General features: G+C 64.5%; 17 protein-coding genes. 7 read left to right on the forward strand and 10 right to left on the reverse strand.

From position 1 onward, the window contains the following. Positions 1-52 precede the first annotated feature (52 nt). Genes ACMGFG_RS13470 through ACMGFG_RS13480 form a run of 3 tightly spaced genes read right to left on the reverse strand, consistent with a single transcriptional unit; the run spans position 53 to position 3,314 of the window. Complete coding sequence (locus ACMGFG_RS13470) at positions 53-1,693, reverse strand: BCCT family transporter (protein ID WP_436930843.1); 1,641 nt, start codon at positions 1,691-1,693, stop codon at positions 53-55. Further along, the gene (locus ACMGFG_RS13475) at positions 1,690-2,196 is read right to left on the reverse strand and encodes a Rieske (2Fe-2S) protein (RefSeq protein WP_436930844.1); all 507 of its coding nucleotides are present in this window, start codon (positions 2,194-2,196) and stop codon (positions 1,690-1,692) included. The genes ACMGFG_RS13470 and ACMGFG_RS13475 overlap by 4 nt, the downstream gene beginning before the upstream one ends. Positions 2,197-2,201: 5 nt before the next feature. Then, positions 2,202-3,314 carry an amidohydrolase family protein gene (locus ACMGFG_RS13480; protein ID WP_436930845.1) on the reverse strand — a complete coding sequence of 371 codons (1,113 nt, stop codon included), beginning with the start codon at positions 3,312-3,314 and terminating at the stop codon, positions 2,202-2,204. Positions 3,315-3,592: 278 nt separating this feature from the next. On the opposite strand from ACMGFG_RS13480, the gene ACMGFG_RS13485 reads away from it, so the two are divergent. The 3 genes from ACMGFG_RS13485 (at position 3,593) to ACMGFG_RS13495 (ending at position 6,580) form a co-directional block, all read left to right on the forward strand. Then, on the forward strand, positions 3,593-4,363 hold the full coding sequence (locus ACMGFG_RS13485) for an IclR family transcriptional regulator (RefSeq protein WP_436930846.1): 771 nt from the start codon (positions 3,593-3,595) through the stop codon (positions 4,361-4,363). A gap of 384 nt (positions 4,364-4,747) precedes the next feature. Next, positions 4,748-5,509 (forward strand): IclR family transcriptional regulator, encoded by a 762-nt coding sequence (locus tag ACMGFG_RS13490; protein WP_436930847.1) that lies wholly within the window; start codon positions 4,748-4,750, stop codon positions 5,507-5,509. A 564-nt stretch (positions 5,510-6,073) separates the two neighbouring features. Then, positions 6,074-6,580, forward strand: a complete 507-nt coding sequence (locus ACMGFG_RS13495; RefSeq protein ID WP_436930848.1) for a CinA family protein — start codon at positions 6,074-6,076, stop codon at positions 6,578-6,580. Positions 6,581-6,682: 102 nt separating this feature from the next. Here ACMGFG_RS13495 and ACMGFG_RS13500 read toward each other — a convergent pair whose 3' ends face one another. From ACMGFG_RS13500 to ACMGFG_RS13510, 3 genes are read right to left on the reverse strand one after another with little or no spacing between them, the layout of a single operon-like run. Next, positions 6,683-7,942 carry an ABC transporter ATP-binding protein gene (locus ACMGFG_RS13500; protein ID WP_436930849.1) on the reverse strand — a complete coding sequence of 420 codons (1,260 nt, stop codon included), beginning with the start codon at positions 7,940-7,942 and terminating at the stop codon, positions 6,683-6,685. Further along, on the reverse strand, positions 7,935-8,999 hold the full coding sequence (locus ACMGFG_RS13505) for an ABC transporter ATP-binding protein (RefSeq protein ID WP_436930850.1): 1,065 nt from the start codon (positions 8,997-8,999) through the stop codon (positions 7,935-7,937). Before ACMGFG_RS13505 ends, ACMGFG_RS13500 begins: the two co-directional genes overlap by 8 nt. Next, a complete protein-coding gene (locus ACMGFG_RS13510; protein WP_436930851.1) occupies positions 9,000-10,211 on the reverse strand; it encodes an ABC transporter permease in 1,212 nt (403 codons plus the stop codon). It abuts the gene before it with no gap. A 204-nt stretch (positions 10,212-10,415) separates the two neighbouring features. Here ACMGFG_RS13510 and ACMGFG_RS13515 point away from each other — a divergent pair, with 204 nt between their 5' ends. After that, positions 10,416-11,357, forward strand: coding sequence for an ABC transporter permease (locus tag ACMGFG_RS13515; protein ID WP_436930852.1), 942 nt, complete (start codon positions 10,416-10,418; stop codon positions 11,355-11,357). A gap of 67 nt (positions 11,358-11,424) precedes the next feature. Here the strand turns inward: ACMGFG_RS13515 and ACMGFG_RS13520 are convergent, their stop codons facing one another. Continuing rightward, positions 11,425-11,775, reverse strand: coding sequence for a TRAM domain-containing protein (locus ACMGFG_RS13520; RefSeq protein WP_436930853.1), 351 nt, complete (start codon positions 11,773-11,775; stop codon positions 11,425-11,427). Between the two features lie 762 nt (positions 11,776-12,537). On the opposite strand from ACMGFG_RS13520, the gene ACMGFG_RS13525 reads away from it, so the two are divergent. Next, positions 12,538-13,059 carry a hypothetical protein gene (locus tag ACMGFG_RS13525; RefSeq protein ID WP_436930854.1) on the forward strand — a complete coding sequence of 174 codons (522 nt, stop codon included), beginning with the start codon at positions 12,538-12,540 and terminating at the stop codon, positions 13,057-13,059. A gap of 348 nt (positions 13,060-13,407) precedes the next feature. Here the strand turns inward: ACMGFG_RS13525 and ACMGFG_RS13530 are convergent, their stop codons facing one another. Together ACMGFG_RS13530 and ACMGFG_RS13535 are read right to left on the reverse strand one after the other, a co-directional pair. After that, positions 13,408-14,610 carry an orc1/cdc6 family replication initiation protein gene (locus ACMGFG_RS13530; RefSeq protein ID WP_436930855.1) on the reverse strand — a complete coding sequence of 401 codons (1,203 nt, stop codon included), beginning with the start codon at positions 14,608-14,610 and terminating at the stop codon, positions 13,408-13,410. Between the two features lie 1,350 nt (positions 14,611-15,960). Then, complete coding sequence (locus ACMGFG_RS13535) at positions 15,961-16,296, reverse strand: DUF6788 family protein (protein WP_436930856.1); 336 nt, start codon at positions 16,294-16,296, stop codon at positions 15,961-15,963. 255 nt (positions 16,297-16,551) lie between these two features. On the opposite strand from ACMGFG_RS13535, the gene ACMGFG_RS13540 reads away from it, so the two are divergent. Then, the gene (locus ACMGFG_RS13540; RefSeq protein WP_436930857.1) at positions 16,552-17,091 is read left to right on the forward strand and encodes a four-helix bundle copper-binding protein; all 540 of its coding nucleotides are present in this window, start codon (positions 16,552-16,554) and stop codon (positions 17,089-17,091) included. 91 nt (positions 17,092-17,182) lie between these two features. Here the strand turns inward: ACMGFG_RS13540 and ACMGFG_RS13545 are convergent, their stop codons facing one another. Further along, positions 17,183-17,671, reverse strand: a complete 489-nt coding sequence (locus tag ACMGFG_RS13545; RefSeq protein ID WP_436930858.1) for a hypothetical protein — start codon at positions 17,669-17,671, stop codon at positions 17,183-17,185. A gap of 256 nt (positions 17,672-17,927) precedes the next feature. Here ACMGFG_RS13545 and ACMGFG_RS13550 point away from each other — a divergent pair, with 256 nt between their 5' ends. Then, positions 17,928-18,395 carry an SPW repeat protein gene (locus tag ACMGFG_RS13550; protein ID WP_436930859.1) on the forward strand — a complete coding sequence of 156 codons (468 nt, stop codon included), beginning with the start codon at positions 17,928-17,930 and terminating at the stop codon, positions 18,393-18,395. Positions 18,396-18,507: the final 112 nt, after the last annotated feature.

An 18,507-nucleotide genomic window follows, 5' to 3' on the forward strand; every position in this document is an offset into this window, starting at 1 on the left:
CTGAACTGCGCGACAGCGTTCGGTCAGCGCGGTGCGGCGCGGAGAGTCGAGGTTAGTCGTCGGCGCTTCGCGTCCAGCCGGGTCGGCGGTCAGAGAGGTACCCGGCGACCGTCTGCCGGTCTGCGTCCTCGTCGGTGTCGTCGTAGCGTTCGGTCAGCAGGACGGGGTCGAGCTGTTCGAACTCGGTGACGAGGCCGACGATGCAGAGCCCGAGGACGAGCGCGATAGGGAAGCCGAGCAGGACGACCAGGTCTTTGAGTGCGGGGAGGCCCCCGCTGACGAGCAGTAGCGAGGTGAGCAGGCCGACGAGCGCGCCCCAGGTGACGCGGTTGATCGTCGAGGGGTTCTCGCTCCCGTCGGTGGTGAACATCGCGAGGCTCAGCGTCGTCGAGTCGACCGTCGTGATGAGGAAGGTGAGCACCAGCAGCAGGTACGCGGCCGAGAAGACGCCACCGAGGGGGATGAGCGCTTCGAACAGGGGGAACCCGGCCACCGCTCGACCCTGTTCGAAGACGATCGAGAGGATGTCGAGCGTCCCGCTGGTCTGGACCCACAGCGACGACCCGCCCATGACGATGAACCACGGGAAAGTAGCCGCCGTCGTGCCGATGAGACCGGCGAAGACGACCTGTCGGATGGTGCGTCCGCGACATATCCGCGTGATGAAGATGCCGATCATCGGGGCGAACGAGAACCACCAGGCCCAGTAGAAGACGGTCCAGCTGCCGACCCACGAGACGTCGCCCGCGGCGTTCATGTAGAGGCTCATCCCGACGAAATCGTCGACGTAGCCGCCGAGCGCCTCGGTCCCCGTCGTGAGCAGGTACGACGTGGGGCCGAAGACAAAGGCGACGGCGAGTAGCGTCAGGAACAGGTACATATTGAACGTCGAAACGCGGCGGATCCCGCGTTTGACGCCCAGCGCCGCCGAGGCGGTGAACCCGACCGTCAGCCCGACGGTCACCAGTATCGTGCCGAGGTCGCCGACCTCGACGCCGTAGTTGTAGGACATCCCCGTGAGGAACTGCGTCACGACGAAGCCGAGCGAGACGGCGACACCCCCGACCGAGACGACGACCATCAGCAGGTCGAGCGGCTTGACCCAGTTCTTGTCGAGGTTCTCGACGCCGATGAACGGTGCGAAGACCGTCGAGGGTTTGATCGGCGCGCCTTTCCGGTGGACGTAGTACGCGATCGTCACTCCGACCAGGAGGTACGCCGACCACGGGGAGATACCCCAGTGAAGCATCGTGTACTGCACGGCGTCGGGGGCGATCGCGGCGGACTCGGCTGTCGAGTCGAAGAAGGGCATCCCCGAGGAGTAGTGGTACAGCGCCTCGGCCGGCCCGTAGAAGACCAGCCCGGTCGACAGGCCCGCGGAGAACAGCATCGCGAGGAACGAGAAGTAGGAGAACTCTGGCTCCTCGTCGGGGCCGCCGAGCTTGATACTCCCCCACGGACCGACCAGCAGCCAGAGACAGAAGGCGACCGCGAGGAACATCGCCCACAGGAAGACCCAGCCGAGTTCGCTCCAGAGGAAGGTGTTGATCGCCGTGAGCTGCGTCGCCGCCGCGTCGGGACGAGCGGCGATGTACAGGATAGCCACGATCGTAACGACTGCACCCCCAACGAAGACGAACGGGTCGATCTTCTCCCTGAAGGACCCACCGGCGCCACTGGATTCGGTGCTCACAGGTACACCACCACCGTTCCCTCCTCGACGTCCACCTCGTAGGTCTCGACCGGCGGTTCGTCCCCCTCGAGGTCGACGCCGCAGCCCTCACAGCCGCCGTCGGTGACGGGCTGCTCGCTCTCGATGACGCTCACTTCGCCGTCGGGCGTCCGTGAGTCGTCCTCGCCGGGTTCGACGCCGGCCTCGAAGGTCTTGGCCTTCACCTTGTGCGGGTTGAACACCGACTCGCCGGAGGTGACGTCGAACTCCCAGCCGTGCCACGGGCAGCGAACGACCTGGCCCGGCTTGACCCAGTCGTACTCGCCAGGGGTGTCCGACTCGGTCGTCCCGCCGAGTTTGCCCTCGCAGAGCGGCGCGCGCTGGTGCGGACAGTCGTTTTTCATCGCGTAGTACTCCCCGTCGACGTTGAATACCCCGACCGAAAACCCGTCGAGTTCGGCGATCCGACGCTCTCCGGGTTCGAACTCCGCGGCCGGGCAGATCTCGAAACGTTTCGTTGTCATCGGAATCACTCGAGTTCGCTGCCGTCCGTGGGCAGGTCCCACAGCTCTGCCGCGTTCTCGTGTTTGATCGCGCGTTCCATCTCATCGTCCATCGGTGGCAGCCCCCAGGTCGGGTCGTCGCCGTCCCAGTGAGGGTAGTCCGACGCGTAGATCAGGGTCTCGTCGGCGTGCATCATCTCGAGGATCTGGTCGTGGTGTTCCGGGCGTTCGGGTTCCTCGACTGGTTGGCTCGCGAACCAGACGTTCTCCCTGATATAGTGGCTCGGCTTCTCCTCCAGCCACGGCACCTGTGAGCGGAGCCCTTTCCAGTTCTTGTCGAGGCGCCACATGAAGTGCGGAAGCCAGCCGTAGCCGCCCTCGATGAACGCCCAGCGGAGGTCGGGATACTCGACGAAGACGCCCTCGGTGACGATAGAGGCGAGCTGTCCCATGTAGTAGGCGCCTAGCAGCGTGTGCCACTCGATATAATTGTTCGGGTGCCCGGCACCCGTCGGCGGGTTGCTCGTCCCGTGGCCCTCCGAGAAGGGGTGGACGGCCATCGCGAGGTTCTGTTCCTCGGCCGCCTCGTACATCGGCCAGTACTGCGGCCGCCCGTAGGGCACCTCCGCGCCGCCGGGCAGCAGCACCTGTCGAACTTGGGGGTGGTCGCCGTACTCACGGATGAGGTCGGCCGCCTTCTCCGGTGCTTTGGGCGCCACGTACAGCGACCCGATGAACCGGTCGTCGACCGGGAGCACGTCGTTGACCAGCCACTCGTCGTACGCGCGGGCCAGCTCGTGGGCGTAGTCGCGGTTCGGGAGCGCGGCGAGGTTGAACCACGAGTTGCCGGTCAACATCGCGTAGTCGATGTCGTGCTCGTCGAGGTGCTCGTCCGCGATCTTCCCGAGGTCCGTTCCCGGTTTGTTGCCGTCCTCGGTCTTTTCGTCCTGGCGAAGGAACTCCCCCGGATTCCGATACAGGAGCTCCGGAAGCACCAGCCCGTCGTCTCTGTACCGCTCGGGAAGGTACTGAACGATCGCCTCGTCGTCCGCCCACCGCTGGTGGATGTCCGCGTCGACGAGCGTCAGCTCCGATTCGGAGCGACTGTCTGGTGTCGCTCCCTGGGCATCCTGTGACATGAGTGCGTTTACCCATACGGACACAACCACAGTTAAAGATTATTATCATCATTTGACTGTATGGGCTACAGAACGTTTCAACCCCGAAGATTCGGCCGAATCGACTACTGGATCTGACTTAAACGAGAGCGAGAAGATTCCCGTTTATCGAACCCGTTGTCCGGATATCGACATAGAACCCGGCGGCTGGTCGGTCCCCGCAGGGCGGAATGTCGTCACACGGAGGAAGAGATTCGACAGTTCCGAACGACTATGTGGGACGGGGCCTGACTCACAGTATGGACGGAGACGCGAATCGACCGATCAAGGCCCTGCTGACGATGGACGACATCGTGACCGCGCTCGAGCGCGACGGGCCCACGAGCGTGACGGACCTGAGTGGCGCCATCGACAGACCCCAGAGCGTCGTCCACGACTACCTGAGTACACTCCAGCAGCTGGGATACGTGGTCCAGACGGACGGAGGGGCGTACGGGCTCAGCCTCAGGTACCTGGAACTGGGCGGGAGCGTCCGGGACGACGTGTCACTGTACGAGGTAGCGAAACCGGAAGTCAATCGCCTCGCCGAGAGTTCGAGCAGCGAACTCGTCACGCTGTCGGTCGAACAGAACGGGCTGTGCGTCGCCCTCGATGTCGTCCAGAGCGAGCGCAACGTCGCCTACGACTTCTCCGAGGGGACGCACTTCCACATGCACTCCTCCGGCGTCGGCAAGGCGATGCTCGCGCAGTACGACGACGAGCGTGTGACGGCGATCCTGGAGCAACACGGTATGCCTGCGCGCACCGAGAACACGATCACCGACCGCGACGACCTCGACGCTGAACTCGAACGCATCCGCAACGAGGGCGTCGCCTTCGACCGAGAGGAGTACAGGACCGGGATGACGACGATCTCGACCACAATCCAGGACTCCGCAGGCGACGTACTGGGCGGATTGAGCGTCACCGGCCCAGCACACCGACTCGCCGAGAGCGACATCAAAGACGAGCTCCAGAGCGAACTGCTGTCGACTGTCAACATCATCGAACTCAACTACAGCGCGCAGTGACTCACCGCGGGACCCATCGGAATTCCCGCACACGCCTCGTACCGCCGAATCATTTCGAACCCGAACCGGAGACACCCTCGCAAGACCATGCGTTCTTACTGGCAGAACAACCAGGCTCGGCGGGATCGTACCATGTAGAGCAGTGAAAGCTCATTTCACAGCCGATCCACGCGCATAGCGGACAGAACGTCGTACGGTCTGATAGCCGACTGTTCGCGGAAGGAATTACAGACATAAAACTGTAATTAGAATCGCCTCCCGTCCACTTGACCTCCGAAGCCCAGTGACCACACGGGGACAGTTCAGGGATCAGATCCATTCGTTCTGGCTATCAGAACGGAGCGTGGGGACAGGTACAAGTGATGGTGGCATCTCCCTTTCGGTATGGACCGGGAGAACACACCCGTCGCGTCGGTCCAGACGGTTCTCTCCATCGTGGAGTATCTGGAAGCAGTCGGGTCAGCGGGGGTAACCGAAATCGCGAACAACGTCGACAGTTCCAAGAGCACAGTCCACAATCACCTCACGACGCTTCGGGACGGGGGCTATGTGGTCAACGAGGACGGACACTATCGACTTGGACTGCGGTTTCTCGGACTCGGCGAGTCAACGCGCCTCCAGACCGACCTCTACGAGATCGCGCGACCCCAGATCGAGGGCCTGGTGGAGGGAACTGATCTCGTCGGGAATCTCGCTGTCGAAGAACAGGGGAAGGGGTACTACCTGTATCGCTCGCGAGGGAGCGACGACGTTCGATTCTCGACGCGAGCGGGTGAGACGCACGACTTGCACTGTTCGGCCACCGGAAAGTCCCTGCTCGCCCATCTCCCGTCCGAGCGTCTAGACTCGCTAATCGAGTCGCTCGAGCTGACCGAGTACACCGAGCACACGATCACGGACAGGTCGGAGTTACGCACTGAACTCGAACTCGTCCGAGAGCGCGGCGTCGCCTTCGACGAAGAGGAGTACGGGCGCGGCCTCCGATGCGTGGGGGTCCCCGTCTTCGGTGTCGACGACGAAGTCGTCGGCGCGGTGAGCCTCTCCGGTCCCGCAGCCGAGATGACCGACGAGTGGTACCGCGAGACGCTTCCGGACCGGCTACGTGCCGCCAAGAACCGTATCGAGGTCAACCTCCGCGATTACTGATCGTCCACATGGCAGCCGTCCTGTCAGCAATACGGTTTTATATTTTATCTTTTGATCGTAGTCTAGATAATCTTATATCATTCTCCGCCGATCGAGCTGGCGTGGCTGGCTCAAATCGTCAGTGAGTTAATTCGGCGATATAATGCCCTTGCGATCGGTTATTACGCGATTTCAAAGCTATTTGTGTTACTCAGCTCTAGGAATCCGCCAAGACTGCCGACCGGCCTCCAATCTGAGCGGTTGGTGGCGAATTTCCGCTAGAATAGGGCCCAAGCCAGGAAATACGGACAGAGGAATCTATTCCTCTTCCGCCCGGGTCCCATTGAGATGAGTTACCCCTCTGAGACTGAACTATATTTAAAATTATGTAGAAAATATAATTTTTATTATTATCTGGACCACTGACCGTCCCAATCCTGAGAGGCCTCTCGGCCGCGATCACAACCGAGTCTTATGTAACAAATGTGTCCGGAATGGTGGTTATTGTTACATAAGATAGAGGCGATTACACAGAAGCCACAACGAAGCGGAGCGTTTTCACCCCGAGCGGTCGTAGCCGCGGGTATGAATACCGACCGATCGAGTGCGACCAGATTGGGGGAAACGCTGGGCGAGCGCGGGGAGACGCTGGCCGTCGCGGAGTCCTGCACGGGTGGGCTGCTCGGGTCGACGATCACGGGCGTCGCCGGCTCGAGCGACTACTTCGTCGGCGGCGTCATCTCCTACACGGAGCGGACGAAACGGCAGCTGCTCGCGGTCTCCCGGGAGAGCCTGGAGCGCCACGGCGCGGTGAGCGAGACGGTCGCCAGCGCGATGGCGCGGCACATCCGCGACGAGACCGGCGCCGACTGGGGCGTCTCGACGACCGGCTTCGCGGGCCCGACCGGCGGCGACACCGACACCCCGGTCGGCACGGTCTACATCGGGATCGCGTACGCCGGCGGCGACGACCGCGACCCCTACGCGACCGTCGAACACCACCGCTTCGAGGGCGACCGCGCGACGGTCAAGGAGCGCATCGTCGAGCAGGCACTCCGGTCGGCGCTGGCGGAGATCGAGTCCGCGGAATAGGTACATCACGACCCGATCGCCCGTCGGTCCGCCCAGGGGGCCGAGTGCCACTGCGATGACGCCGCCTGACCAGGTCGGCGACCGTTGCTCGACGTGGTGGAATCACTCGGTCGTCGACGATCCCTCGATCGACTCGCCGGTCCGGAGACACGCGGCGAGGTGACCTTCGCCTCCACTTCCTTCCCCGTCGACCGGTTCGAGCGCGGGGTCCTCGCGCTCGCAGACGCTCTCGAAGGCGTCGAGTCGGTCGGCCGCCTCGTCGATCCGACCCGCCGCAACCGCCTCGACCGCCTCTGCGAGGGGCTGCTCGACCTCGTCGTCTGACAGATCGTCGGGGACGCCGAACGCCTCGCGGACGGCCTCGGGCACTTCGAACTCGTCGGCGTCCACGTCGCCGCGCTCGACGGCGAGCCGGAGGTCGAGGACCGCGCGGAAGGCGCCGTCCCGGAAATCGAGCCCCTCCGGTGGGATGACGCGGTGACACCGCGGGTGGAACGAACAGCCTGCGGGCGGGTTCGACGGGTCTGGCACGTCGCCGGTCAGCTCGACGGCCGCGTCGCGGGCGTCCGGGTCCGGCTCGGGGATGGCCGACAGGAGCGCCTCGGTGTAGGGGTGGCGCGGGTCGTCGAACAGCGCCTCGGTGGGCCCGCGCTCGACCACCTCGCCGAGGTACATGACGCAGACGCGGTCGCATATCTGGCGGACGACGCCCAGGTCGTGGCTGATGAGCACCATCGCGAGTCCCAGGTCGGCCTGCAGGTCGTCGAGCAGCGAGAGGATCTCCGCCTGGACGCTCACGTCCAGCGCGGAGACGGGCTCGTCGACGACCAGCAGGTCGGGGTCGAGCACGAGCGCGCGGGCGAGCGCGATCCGCTGTTTCTGCCCGCCGGAGAACTCGTGGGGGTAGCGGTCGGCGTCGGCCGCCGAGAGGCCCACGCGTTCGAGCGTGTCGACGACGATCTCCCGGCGGCGCTCGGCGTCGCGCAGGCCGTGGATCGCCAGCGGTTCCGCGACCGACTCGCCGACGGTGAGCCGGGGGTCGAACGCGGAGTTGGGGTCCTGGAAGACGACCTGCGCGCGCCGGCGGAAACGGTCGCGGTCGTCGCCCGTCAGCTCCGCGACCGGGTCGCCGTCGAAGCGTACCTCGCCGCCGGTCGGTTCTTCGAGCCCCAGCAGCGTCGTCGCGGTCGTGGACTTGCCGCAGCCGGACTCGCCGACGAGCCCGACCGTCTCGCCTGCGCGTACCTCGAAACTCACGCCGTCGACGGCCTCGACGTGGCCGGTCACCCGCCGGAGCAGCCCCGACCGGACCGGGTAGTGCTTCTCGAGATCCCGCACGTCGAGAAGCGGGGTGTCAGTCATCGCTCACCCCCAGCTCCGGCGGGAGCGCGTGGTCGTCGTCGTAGAGCAGACAGGCGACCTCGTGGTCGGTCCCACCCGCATCGGTGTCCCCCTCCGGACCTCCCGACCCTCCGCTGTCGGTGTCGGCACGGCCTCCGTCGACGGCCCGGAACGCGGGCTGGTCGCCGGTCTCGCAGTCGTCGACCGCGTGCGGACAGCGCGGGTGGAACCGGCAGCCGTCGGGCGGGTCGGTCGGCTCCGGGATCGACCCGCCGATCGTCTCGAACCCCTCGCCCCGGCCGGGGAGACACGCCAGCAGCGCTCGCGTGTACGGGTGCGCCGGGTCGTCGAACAGCTCGTGGACGCCGCCCGTCTCCATCACCTTCCCGGCGTACATGACGACGACGCGGTCGGCGATCTCAGCGACGACGCCCAGGTCGTGGGTGACGAACAAAAGCGCCATCCCGCGTTCGGCCTGCAGGTCCGCGAGGAGCTCCAGCACCTGGCGCTGGATGGTCACGTCCAGCGCCGTCGTCGGCTCGTCGGCGATCAGCAGGTCGGGGTCGGGCGCCAGGGCCATCGCGACGACGACGCGCTGTTTCATCCCGCCGGAGAACTGGTGGGGGTAGTCGCCGAAGCGAGCCTCGGCCTCGCCGATCCCGACGCGGTCCAGCAGCGCGACGGCCTCCTCGCGGGCGGTCGCCTTCGACACGTCGCGGTGGATGCGGATCGCCTCGACGACCTGCTCGCCCACGGTGTATACGGGGTCCAGGGCGTCCTGGGGGTTCTGGAAGACGTGGCCGATACGGCCGCCGCGGTAGGATTCGAGCTCCGACGCCGAGCAGTCGGTGAGGTCGGTCCCGTCGAAGCGGATCTTCCCGTCGACAGCGGCGGAGTCGGGGAGCAGTCGGGTGATCGACTCGCAGGCGACGGTCTTGCCCGAGCCCGACTCGCCGACGAGACAGACCGTCTCGCCCTCGCCCACGTCGAAGTCGACGCCGTCGACCGCGCGGACGACACCCTCGTCGGTCTCGAAGCGGACCCGCAGGTCGCGGACCGCGAGGAGCGGGTCGGCCATCTACCGCACCTCCTCCCGCGGGTCGAGCACGTCCCGGACGGTGTCACCGAAGACGTTGAAGGAGACGACCAGCCCGACCAGCAGGAGGACGGCCGGCACCGAAGTCCACCACTGGACGTGCCAGGGCATGTGTCGCCCCTCCAGGCTGACCCGGAGGAGTTCGCCGAACGAGGCCGGCCGCGCCGAGTTGAGCGCGAGGTACGCGAGCCCGACCTGCGCGAGCACGAGCAGGGGGATTCGCCGCGTGAGCGCGGTGACGATGGTGGCCGTCGCGTTCGGGACGACGTGGCGGCGGATCACGTGCAGGTCGCTCGCGCCGGCCGCTTTCGCCGCACGGACGTAGCCCGCGCTCCGCCGCTGCATGGCCTCGCCGCGGACGAGGCGAGCGATCCCGCCCCAGTCGAGCAGGCCGAACACGAGCACGAACGCGAAGATGCCGCCGTCGGAGACCCCCTCGATGTTGCCGAAAAACAGCGTCGCGAGGACGATGTAGACGACGATCGCGGGGACCGTCTGCTGGACGTCGACGTAGCGCATCAGCAGGTCGTCGACCCAGCCGCCGTAGTAGCCGGCGACCGTCCCGACCGTCGTCGCGACGGCGGCCATCACCACCGCGGTCGCGACGCCGACCTTGACCGCGACGTGCATCCCGCCGATCAGCCCCTCGATGACGTTCTCGCCGATGTAGTTCGTCCCGAGGGGGTACTGCCAGGTCCCCCGACAGACGCCGTCGACGACCGGCCCCACACAGGAGTAGGTTTCGGCGATACTGGCGTTCACACCCGCGAACACCGGCGGCTGGAGCCGGGCGTCGAGCTTCGCGTAGGTGAACTGGAACAGCTCCGGCCCGAGCACGCCGAGCAGGCCGAACAGGACGAGGTACCCGAGCGCGAAGACGCCAGCGGGCCGGGCGAGGAACGCCCGGACGTGTCGGGCGGTCCGGTCGCGGTCGGCCACCAGCGGCACGAGGACGTACCGCCCGAGGACGACCAGTGCCACGACGACCAGCCAGCCCGACCGGTTGACGTCCCACTCGAGGAAGGGGAGCGTCTTCTCGGGCGCGACGGCGAGGTCGTAGGCGAGCAGTCCTGCGACCGCGAGCAGTGCGAGCGCGAACCCGGCCGTCCGCGCGGACGGTCGCCGGCGACCGGACGCCGCCGCGTCCCAGTCGACCCGCGCGAACTCCGGGGGATCGGAATCGCTGGAGGGCATGCCCACCCATGGCACAGCCGACCAAATCAAATTTTATACCGTGTGATGACAAAACAAGCCACGACCGATGGTACCACTGCCCTCCGACCGCGATGGCCTCCCACGCTTCCGTCGCTCCGTCCCGGAAGGTCCCGCACGCTCTCGCAGCTCCGCCGCGGGTCGGCCCGCCCTCGCTGCGCGCCCCTCGGAGGAGGGACGGCCGCGATGAGCTACCTCCGGTACGTCCTCCGGCGCGCCGCGTTCGCCGTCCTCTCGGCATATCTGGTCGTGACGATCACCTTCTTCGTCATCGCGAGCACGGTCAGGCTGCGGCTGCAACAGCGACTCGCGCTCGCCTCGTGGGGTGGCGCGTCTGAGGAACAGCTCGAATCGATCCGGGAGGGGTTCGTCGCCGCGCGTGACCTCGACACCCCGATGCACGAACGCTACGTCGGCTGGCTCGTCGACGTGACGACGCTCGACTGGGGGTATTCGTTCGCCTACCGCCAGCCGGTGGTCGCGGTCCTCGACGGCCGCGTCCAGGCGACGCTCGGCTACGTCGTCCCCGGCGTCGTTGTCGCCGTCCTCGCGGGCGTGTTACTTGGGCTGTTCGCCGCGCTCGCGAAGGACGGGACCTTCGACTGGTCGGTCCGCCTGGCCGCCTACGCGCTGTTCGGCGTCCCGGTGTTCATGCTCGTGATCTACCTCCAGTACTTTTCCGCGGAGGGCGTGATCCCCGTCTCCCTCGGTCGGTGGGCGCTCGCGACGACCGCCGTCGCGGCGAGTCTCCTCGCCGGACAGGTCAGGTTCGCTCGCGCGTCCGCGCTCGAACAGACCGGACGGGCGTTCGTGAAGATGCTCCGCGCGAAAGGCGCCGACCGCCTCCGGCTCGCGCGTCACGTCCTCAGGAACGCGGCCATCCCGATCGTCTCGCTGTCGATGACCGAGCTGCTGGCCGTCCTCGTGTTGAACATCTACATCATCGAGGCGGTCGTCGGGATCCCCGGACTCGCCGGGGCCAGCCTGCGCGCCATCCGCGAGAGCGACACCGCCCTCGTCATCTGGACGACGATGGTCGTCGTCTTCATCGGCATCACCGGCAACTTCCTCCAGGACGTGCTCTACGGCTCGCTCGACCCTCGTGTCCGGACCGAAACCGAGCGCTAATAGCGTCTCCCGGGCGAGTCAATCCGAGAGTCGACGAGCGGACGACGAGCGGACGCGGGACGCTGTCTCAAGCGCGCTCGACGAAGACCGCGTCGGCCGACGTGTGCCCTCTGTTGAACGACACCACCTTCGCACGGATGGCGTCGCCGACATCGACGCCCGACGGAACGTCCTCAACGAACAGGACGAACCCCTCGACTTTGCCGACCGCGACCGTTTCGCCCGAGTGGTGATCCGAGAACTCGGTCACTCCGACCGTGTAGGACTCCCCGATCTCGACGGGCGGATCCCGCTCCTGTGCCGCCTCGTGGGCGCGCTCGGACGCTCGGCTCCCCGACGACCGGCGACGCCGAACCGCGATCGCGACGAGCGACACCACCACGAGCCCCGCTCCGGCGGCGATCCAGATGTAGTCCATGCGCGGCCCTCTCCGCGCACCGGCATGAAATCTGCGGTGTCGCGAACGGAGCGATAGGGAACCTCGTAGGACCGGGACGCCACCGATCAGTTCAGGAACTGTATGTCAGATTTCTTTATATAGAAGTGGCAGATTTCGTATTATAATTTGGATCGACGGTCCGATCCGTTCGTCGGCGAGAGACCCATACGAATTCGGTCCGCAAGCGGCGAGAGTATGCAGAACTGGCCGTCTTCGATCGAGACTTCCGATTCCCACGTGACTCCTCGGTCATTGACTCTTTGATCGGTTCAGTGTTCACTTTCGCGATTTTCGCGGTTTCTCCTCCCGGACAGCTGCCGACCCGGACCACCACACCGACCGAATTTATGTATGTATATTTATATTTCATTAGACATTAATGGGATAGTTGTAAGACACGATCGGATGGCCTTCCTGGAGCCGTTCCGGACTCGACACCCCCTTACAGTGGTATCTCTGTAATTTACTGACGCATTTCCGTGATCCCTGCCACCGGTCGTCCGGGTAACGACGGATCTCTCGGGGAGTTCACGCGAGCGGAACCGAGAATGTGCGAACGAAACTGGGACGACCGGGTCGACGGAAGCAGGTAACCGGAGTATCGGGTCGAGTAATCGGACCGTGTGCTCCACTGTTGCGAGTAACGGCGACTTTCCCCGTCGGGAGCGAAAGAACGGTATCGCCAGTTTATGATGGACCGTCCTGTAGAGTTGGCTGCGACGCGCCCCAGCGAGACACACCATGAGTTTACACGAGATCTCGGGCGGACGGGATTCGAATCGCGAACGCAACGACGTGCCTCGGAGTGGTCCGAACGCGGACGCTCCAGGCAACCACGGCGCCGACGAGGGCACGGGTAGCCACCGGTCCCCATCCAGCGGCGGCCCCGGCGGCACGACCAATCCGGACACGGGGGAAGCCGCCGTCAGTGCGAGTGAACAGGCCACCACCGACGGTACCGACGACGGGGAGTCCGAACCTGCGACCGCCGCGGATCAGGCTACGGTCCCGAATGAAACCCCCGCGTACGTCCGCCGAGTCATCGAGTACGACCGGTCGAGATCGGACGGCGACTACGAGACAGTCGGGATGCAGTCCCGGATGGGGCAGTCTTCGACCGAGCGGGCCTCGCCCCGATGCCCGGACCTTCCCTCCGAGATCGCCCGACAGCAGGCGTCGAAAGGCGGCGAAGCCGACGACTCCGGGGATTACGACCCGGCGTGTGCCCGGGCGTCCTGGTTCCTCGCAGCCCGCCGGCGATAGCGCTCGCACTCCGCCAGTGAACGGGGCGACACACGACGGGGATCCGGGGCTGCTACGACCGGTCAGCGGAGGAACGGACGCAATCGGAGAACGATCGCAGGACCGGTCCCGGAAAGCCGCCACGTTCGCGGACACCGCGTTTCCGGTGAACCGGCGTTCGGAGGTTCGGACGGCCGTTCGGGGACACCGGATTTCCGGTGAAATCCGGGTAGCAGCGCGTTACTCGAGCGTGAGGCACACCGGATTTCCGGTGAATGGAGCAGTAATGTGAGATTAGTAGAACGATCGGAGAGGGGTTCGAGCGAGCCCGGAGCGGATGGGGGGTCGAGCGGATCGGGCTGACGGAGGTCACTCGATCGTGTCGGCGAGTACGTCGCGAACGACTTCGGGGTCTTCGAGCAGTTTGTGGTTCGTGTAACTCCCCTCGGCGCTCCCGCCGCTGTGGCGGGACTGCTCGATGATGTCGAGGAAGGCGTGCTCCTTGAGCAGGTCGCGAACCCGCCGCAGCGAGAGGGTGTCGGAGCTCTCCTGGCGGCAGATCTCCTTGTAGACATCGTAGACCTCGGTGGTCCGGAACCCGTCTTGATTGTCCTCGTTGAGCGAGAGCACGGTGAGCGCCTGGAGGACGTACCGGGAGTGGGGCGTCGAGCCGCGGATCAACTCGCGGAACCGGTCGGTCTCGGCGCGTTCGCGGGCGTCGACGACGAACTCCTCGGTGACGCGGTCGGCGCCGCGGGACTGGGCGATCTCGCCGGCGTAGCGGAGGATATCGATGGCCTGGCGGGCGTCACCGTGCTCGCGAGCGGCCAGCGCCGACGCCTTCGGGATGACGCCGTCCTCGAGGACGCCATCCCTGAAGGCGTCCCGTCGGGCCTCCATGATCCGGTTGAGCTGCGTGCCGTCGTACGGCGGGAAGACGAACTCGCGCTCGCAGAGACTCGACTTGACCCGCTCGTTGAGCTGCTCTTCCTTGTACTTGATCTTGTTGCTGATCCCGATGACGCCGATCTTGCAGTTCTCGATCTTGCCGGCCTCGCCGGCGCGGGAGAGTTGCATCAGGATGTCGTCGTCCTCGAGTTTGTCGATCTCGTCGAGGATGACGAGAACCACGTCGTACAGTTCGTCGAGGATCCGCCAGAGCCGCTTGTAGTACGTCGAGGTCGCGATCCCCTTGTCGGGGATCTTGATGTCGGTCCGCGACCGGTCGTTGAGCGTCGCGGCGATGGTCTGGACTGCCTGCGTCTCGGTGGAGTCCTGGGCGCAGTCGACGTAGGCGAACGTCGCGGCCACTCCCTCGTCGTTCGCCGTCGACGTGAGCCGTCGCGAAACGTGTTTCGCACAGAGAGATTTGCCCGTGCCCGTCTTCCCGTAGATGAGGACGTTGCTGGGGCTCTGTCCGAAGATGGCGGGATTGACGGCGTTCGCGAGGTTCTGGATCTCCTCGTCGCGGCCGACGATCCGGCCCTCGTCCGGAAGGTGGTTGATCTCGAGCAGTTCCTTCTGGACGAAAATCGGGTCTTCCCTGATGAACAGATCGTCGGAGCCTGACATGCGATTGTGACACCGTGTTTCCGGTGAAATCACTTTATTCTTTCCTAGAGCACGGAAATTCGGTGGGGGATGGGGGAGTAGAGTGGTGAGACACACACACCGGGTTTCCGGTGAAACGGGGGGAGGGGGGTGGGGAGGGGTGCAGTTGAAACGGGGGTTCGGGATCGCGACCGAGCGGATCTGAAATAATGTAGCACGGGATCGCGATGCATGACACGACGGACAGCATGACGATGCATGACACGACGGACAGCATGACGATGCATGACACGACGGACAGCATGACGATGCATGACACGACGGACAGCATGAATCCGACCGATCTGCTCGACTGATGCAGTGCATTCGACCAACACAATAGATCCGTCCGGTACAGTGGATTCAACCAGTTCTGACCGGCACGATCGTCGGCAGTGGCTGAGCCTCCGTGGGTACGATAAAATGAGAGCGTTCCGGTGAACGGAGAGCGTTCCGGTGAATGCCGCAGTGTTGGCCGAGATCGAGAAGAGGGCTACGAGGGACAACGTTACTGGTGGCGCAGATCGACTCGAATAGAGGTTGAATCCCTGGAATCGAAAGAATGAGCATAGACGAACGACCCGACGATGGGTGGGGAATAGTTCACCGGAAACCCGGTGTGCCAGCAGTCAATCGCTACGGAATCACGACTGGTAGGGACCGAACCAAGAGAGAATGATACACAAAAAGGAGGATGAGGTGACAGGTGGAGATAGAAAGAATGCAGTGATATCGAGCACTCAGCTGATAGAGATTGACAGGGAGTCGAAGTTTAGTCTGTCTGTGTCTCGATGGACTGTGTCTGTGTCTCGATGGACTGTTCTACCTCATTTCCCGTGGACTATCTTCTGGGGTCATACTCTATTATATTATATTAAATCTTTCTATAGTGTTAGTTAGTGCATGGGTAGAGAAATTCAAACTGTTGTTTTCAGGAACCGCTAAGAGATAGGTCAGTCTTTTATATTCTATCCGGTGTTGTCACAGTCATCCGAATATTTTCACGGTCAGGTCACGGTCAGGCGGAGCATCGATCGTCAGCTGATCCGTGTACACTCCACGATCCGTCTGTAGAGTTGCTATCTATCGCAATTCAGTTCTCAACAGGAACGATTCGATCTCCCTCACCCCCCTCGCAGTCCGTCAAGCTAACCCCACCTGCTCCCCCGTTTCACCGGAAACCCGGTGTGTGTGTCTCGTCCCGTCACCCACTCGTCGGGGTCCAGGATCTGGACTTCATCAGACTCGTCCCACGACCCATTCGCGGGGGCTATCCACCGAAGACTCGTCACCCCGGTAGACGAACTGTCCGGTCAACGATCCTCGCTCGACTCACTGGTTTTCGACGTACTCCTTTCGGAGGGTCCCGTCGTCGTCGCGGTAGTATCTGTACTCGTAGGGCCCGTGCATATCGCTCTCCGCGCCCGAGGCGCATTTGCAGCTGTCTTTCCCACACTTCACGAGTTCTTTGACGACGTATCCGTCCGGGCCGTCGTCGACGACCGTCGCGTCGTCGGGCAGGTCGCTCGACTCGACCGGCCGCTCCTTCTCCGCGATCAGTTCGTCGACGAACTCTCTCGTCGCTTTCAGCGTCGACACGTCCTGCTTCGGCAGCCCCTCGGCGAGGTACTTCGGCAGCGACGGAGGGGGTGAGATATCGTCCGTCATATCTTATGTAACAATACCTCCCGCACAGGCAAGAAAGTTGTTACATAAGATTGTCACCGACCCGGGAAGGATCCGACCGCCGGATCGGGGGAGATTACCTCGCGAGTAGGGTCGCGTTTTCCAGCCGAATACGACAGCTTCGTGGTCGAATTCCAGGGAATATCGAAGTAAGAGACAGTTATCGGAGGAAACTATCGAACCGCTATTTGTGGCCGATCGGTGAACCGTCGGACGGGTAGCGACCCGGACAGAACTATGACACAACACCTCGCACAGACGGAACAGGGACAGCATGCGCAGCCGACCAATCAGCAGGCCGCGATGCAGCAGATGCAACCGACACAGGGGTCGATGCAGTCCGCCGGCGGATCGATGGGATCGACCGGAACGCAATCGACGGGCATGCAGTCGACCGGAATGCAGTCGACAGGGATGCAGACCGGCGGGACGCTCCCGCAGCAGTACCGCACGTCGCTCGCGAGCGTTGCCGAGGCGATCGAAGTCTGCGGGTGGTGTGCCGACCAGTGTATCCAGGAGGCGGACCCGATGATGACGGAGTGTATCCGTCTCTGTGAGGACGTCGTCGAGCTCGGCGAAACCGTGCTCGCGACGGTGCCGCGCAACTCCCGGTTCGCCGGGGAGATCGTCGAGACGTTCCAGCGTGCGGCCCAGGCGTGCGCCCAGGAGTGCAGCCAGCACCAGCACTCCCACTGCCAGGAGTGTGCGTCCGTCCTCGGCGAGACGCTCGCCGCGACGGACCAGCTGATCGGCGCAGGATCTCAGCAGCGCTTCTGACACCAGTGAATTCGAGCTCGCGGGAACTCGAGCTCGCGGGAACTCGCGGACCGTCTCCGCAGGAGCGGTCCTGCGGGCGTCGATACCGCGCTCACTCCCTTTTTTCGCGACGGGTTCGCGTCCCGACCCAGGCGCCGAGGGTGACCCCGTAGCGGACGTGCCCGACGTGGAAGGCGAACCTGTCGTCGGGCTCCGTGCCCAGAAGTCGACCGAGGACGATTCGTTCGCCGACGACGGACAGCGCGACGCCGTAGAGCAACCCGGCCATCGTCACGGCGACCTCGCCCGAGCGATCGGGCGGTCCGCTCACGCTGTCGTCCAGGAACGACCGCGTCCGCTCGCGGTCGAGCGACGCGCGGCCGGAGACCAGCGCGCCGAAGACGCCACCGGCACCGATCCCGTAGACGAAGTGGAGGACGAGCGCCGCCAGCGGATGGTCCTGTGGTCGCCCGCCCGCGACGAACGTCGCCCAGAACTCCGCCGACGGCGGGAGCGAACGAGTCACCGGGAGGCGGTAGACCGTCATCACTACCGTCGCGAGCGCGCCGCCCTCGATGCCGCGACGGATCCGGCCAGCCACGTCCGAACCCTCCGGTGTGGCAGCGTTGTTCGCGTCGGTGTCCTCTCGTCGCTGGTCGCGAAGTGCGGTAAACCTTCGACCCATGTTGTCTCTCATACATGGGAACAGTGTGGGTAAGCGCACGGCGCGCGATGTCCGGGGGTTCCCGGGTATTTCAATGGCTTACCGTCTAGGGCGGCCTTTCTCCGGATCAGTTCGATGGAGCGAGTCGGCAATACTTACGCGTCCGGATCGAACGATCGGGTGGCGATCTCCAATGAGCGACAGTGAGGTCTACGACCAACAGGAGCATCGCGAGGACGACCACGACAGGCAGGAAGTCGACACGAACCCGACGGAGGCCGGCAAGTGGGTGTCCGCTCTAGTGGCCCTGCTCGGGCTGTGGATGCTCGCAGAGGCGTTCATCCTCAACCCGGTCGCGGGGAACTTCTGGAGCGACATCATCGTCGGGGCGGCGCTTGTCGTGCTCGGCGGGTACAACTTCTACCGCCGTTCGAACGAGCAGCTGGGCAGCGTCGGAGTCGGCGCGTTCGTCGCGCTGCTCGGCCTCTGGCTGATCGCGACGCCGTTCATCCTCGGGTCGACCGAGGGGTTCGCGGCAGTCGAGACGGATCTGGAGTTCTGGAACGACATCGTCGTCGGACTTCTGGTGTTCGTCCTCGGCGCCTACAGCGCTTACGAGGCTCGTGACACGGACGTTGCGACGCCGGCGGCCCGGACCTGACGGAACGGTCTCGCGACAGCCACGTCGCGGCGACGAACGGATCCGACGCCCGGCCCGGTACGGAGCTGACGACCGATTCGTATTTTTCTGACGCGTGTCGCGGGATCGACCG

Origin of the sequence: Halosimplex halobium, assembly GCF_051414055.1 — an archaeon.
GTDB classification, from domain to species: Archaea; Halobacteriota; Halobacteria; order Halobacteriales; family Haloarculaceae; genus Halosimplex; species Halosimplex halobium.

Excerpts from the sequence above, each read along its gene's own strand:
- ACMGFG_RS13475 (WP_436930844.1), bottom strand. The coding sequence starts at position 2,196 with ATGACAACGAAACGTTTCGAGATCTGCCCGGCCGCGGAGTTCGAACCC.
- ACMGFG_RS13480 (WP_436930845.1), bottom strand. The coding sequence starts at position 3,314 with ATGTCACAGGATGCCCAGGGAGCGACACCAGACAGTCGCTCCGAATCG.
- ACMGFG_RS13485 (WP_436930846.1), top strand. The coding sequence starts at position 3,593 with ATGGACGGAGACGCGAATCGACCGATCAAGGCCCTGCTGACGATGGAC.
- ACMGFG_RS13490 (WP_436930847.1), top strand. The coding sequence starts at position 4,748 with ATGGACCGGGAGAACACACCCGTCGCGTCGGTCCAGACGGTTCTCTCC.
- ACMGFG_RS13495 (WP_436930848.1), top strand. The coding sequence starts at position 6,074 with ATGAATACCGACCGATCGAGTGCGACCAGATTGGGGGAAACGCTGGGC.
- ACMGFG_RS13500 (WP_436930849.1), bottom strand. The coding sequence starts at position 7,942 with ATGACTGACACCCCGCTTCTCGACGTGCGGGATCTCGAGAAGCACTAC.
- ACMGFG_RS13505 (WP_436930850.1), bottom strand. The coding sequence starts at position 8,999 with ATGGCCGACCCGCTCCTCGCGGTCCGCGACCTGCGGGTCCGCTTCGAG.
- ACMGFG_RS13510 (WP_436930851.1), bottom strand. The coding sequence starts at position 10,211 with ATGCCCTCCAGCGATTCCGATCCCCCGGAGTTCGCGCGGGTCGACTGG.
- ACMGFG_RS13515 (WP_436930852.1), top strand. The coding sequence starts at position 10,416 with ATGAGCTACCTCCGGTACGTCCTCCGGCGCGCCGCGTTCGCCGTCCTC.
- ACMGFG_RS13520 (WP_436930853.1), bottom strand. The coding sequence starts at position 11,775 with ATGGACTACATCTGGATCGCCGCCGGAGCGGGGCTCGTGGTGGTGTCG.
- ACMGFG_RS13525 (WP_436930854.1), top strand. The coding sequence starts at position 12,538 with ATGAGTTTACACGAGATCTCGGGCGGACGGGATTCGAATCGCGAACGC.
- ACMGFG_RS13530 (WP_436930855.1), bottom strand. The coding sequence starts at position 14,610 with ATGTCAGGCTCCGACGATCTGTTCATCAGGGAAGACCCGATTTTCGTC.
- ACMGFG_RS13535 (WP_436930856.1), bottom strand. The coding sequence starts at position 16,296 with ATGACGGACGATATCTCACCCCCTCCGTCGCTGCCGAAGTACCTCGCC.
- ACMGFG_RS13540 (WP_436930857.1), top strand. The coding sequence starts at position 16,552 with ATGACACAACACCTCGCACAGACGGAACAGGGACAGCATGCGCAGCCG.
- ACMGFG_RS13550 (WP_436930859.1), top strand. The coding sequence starts at position 17,928 with ATGAGCGACAGTGAGGTCTACGACCAACAGGAGCATCGCGAGGACGAC.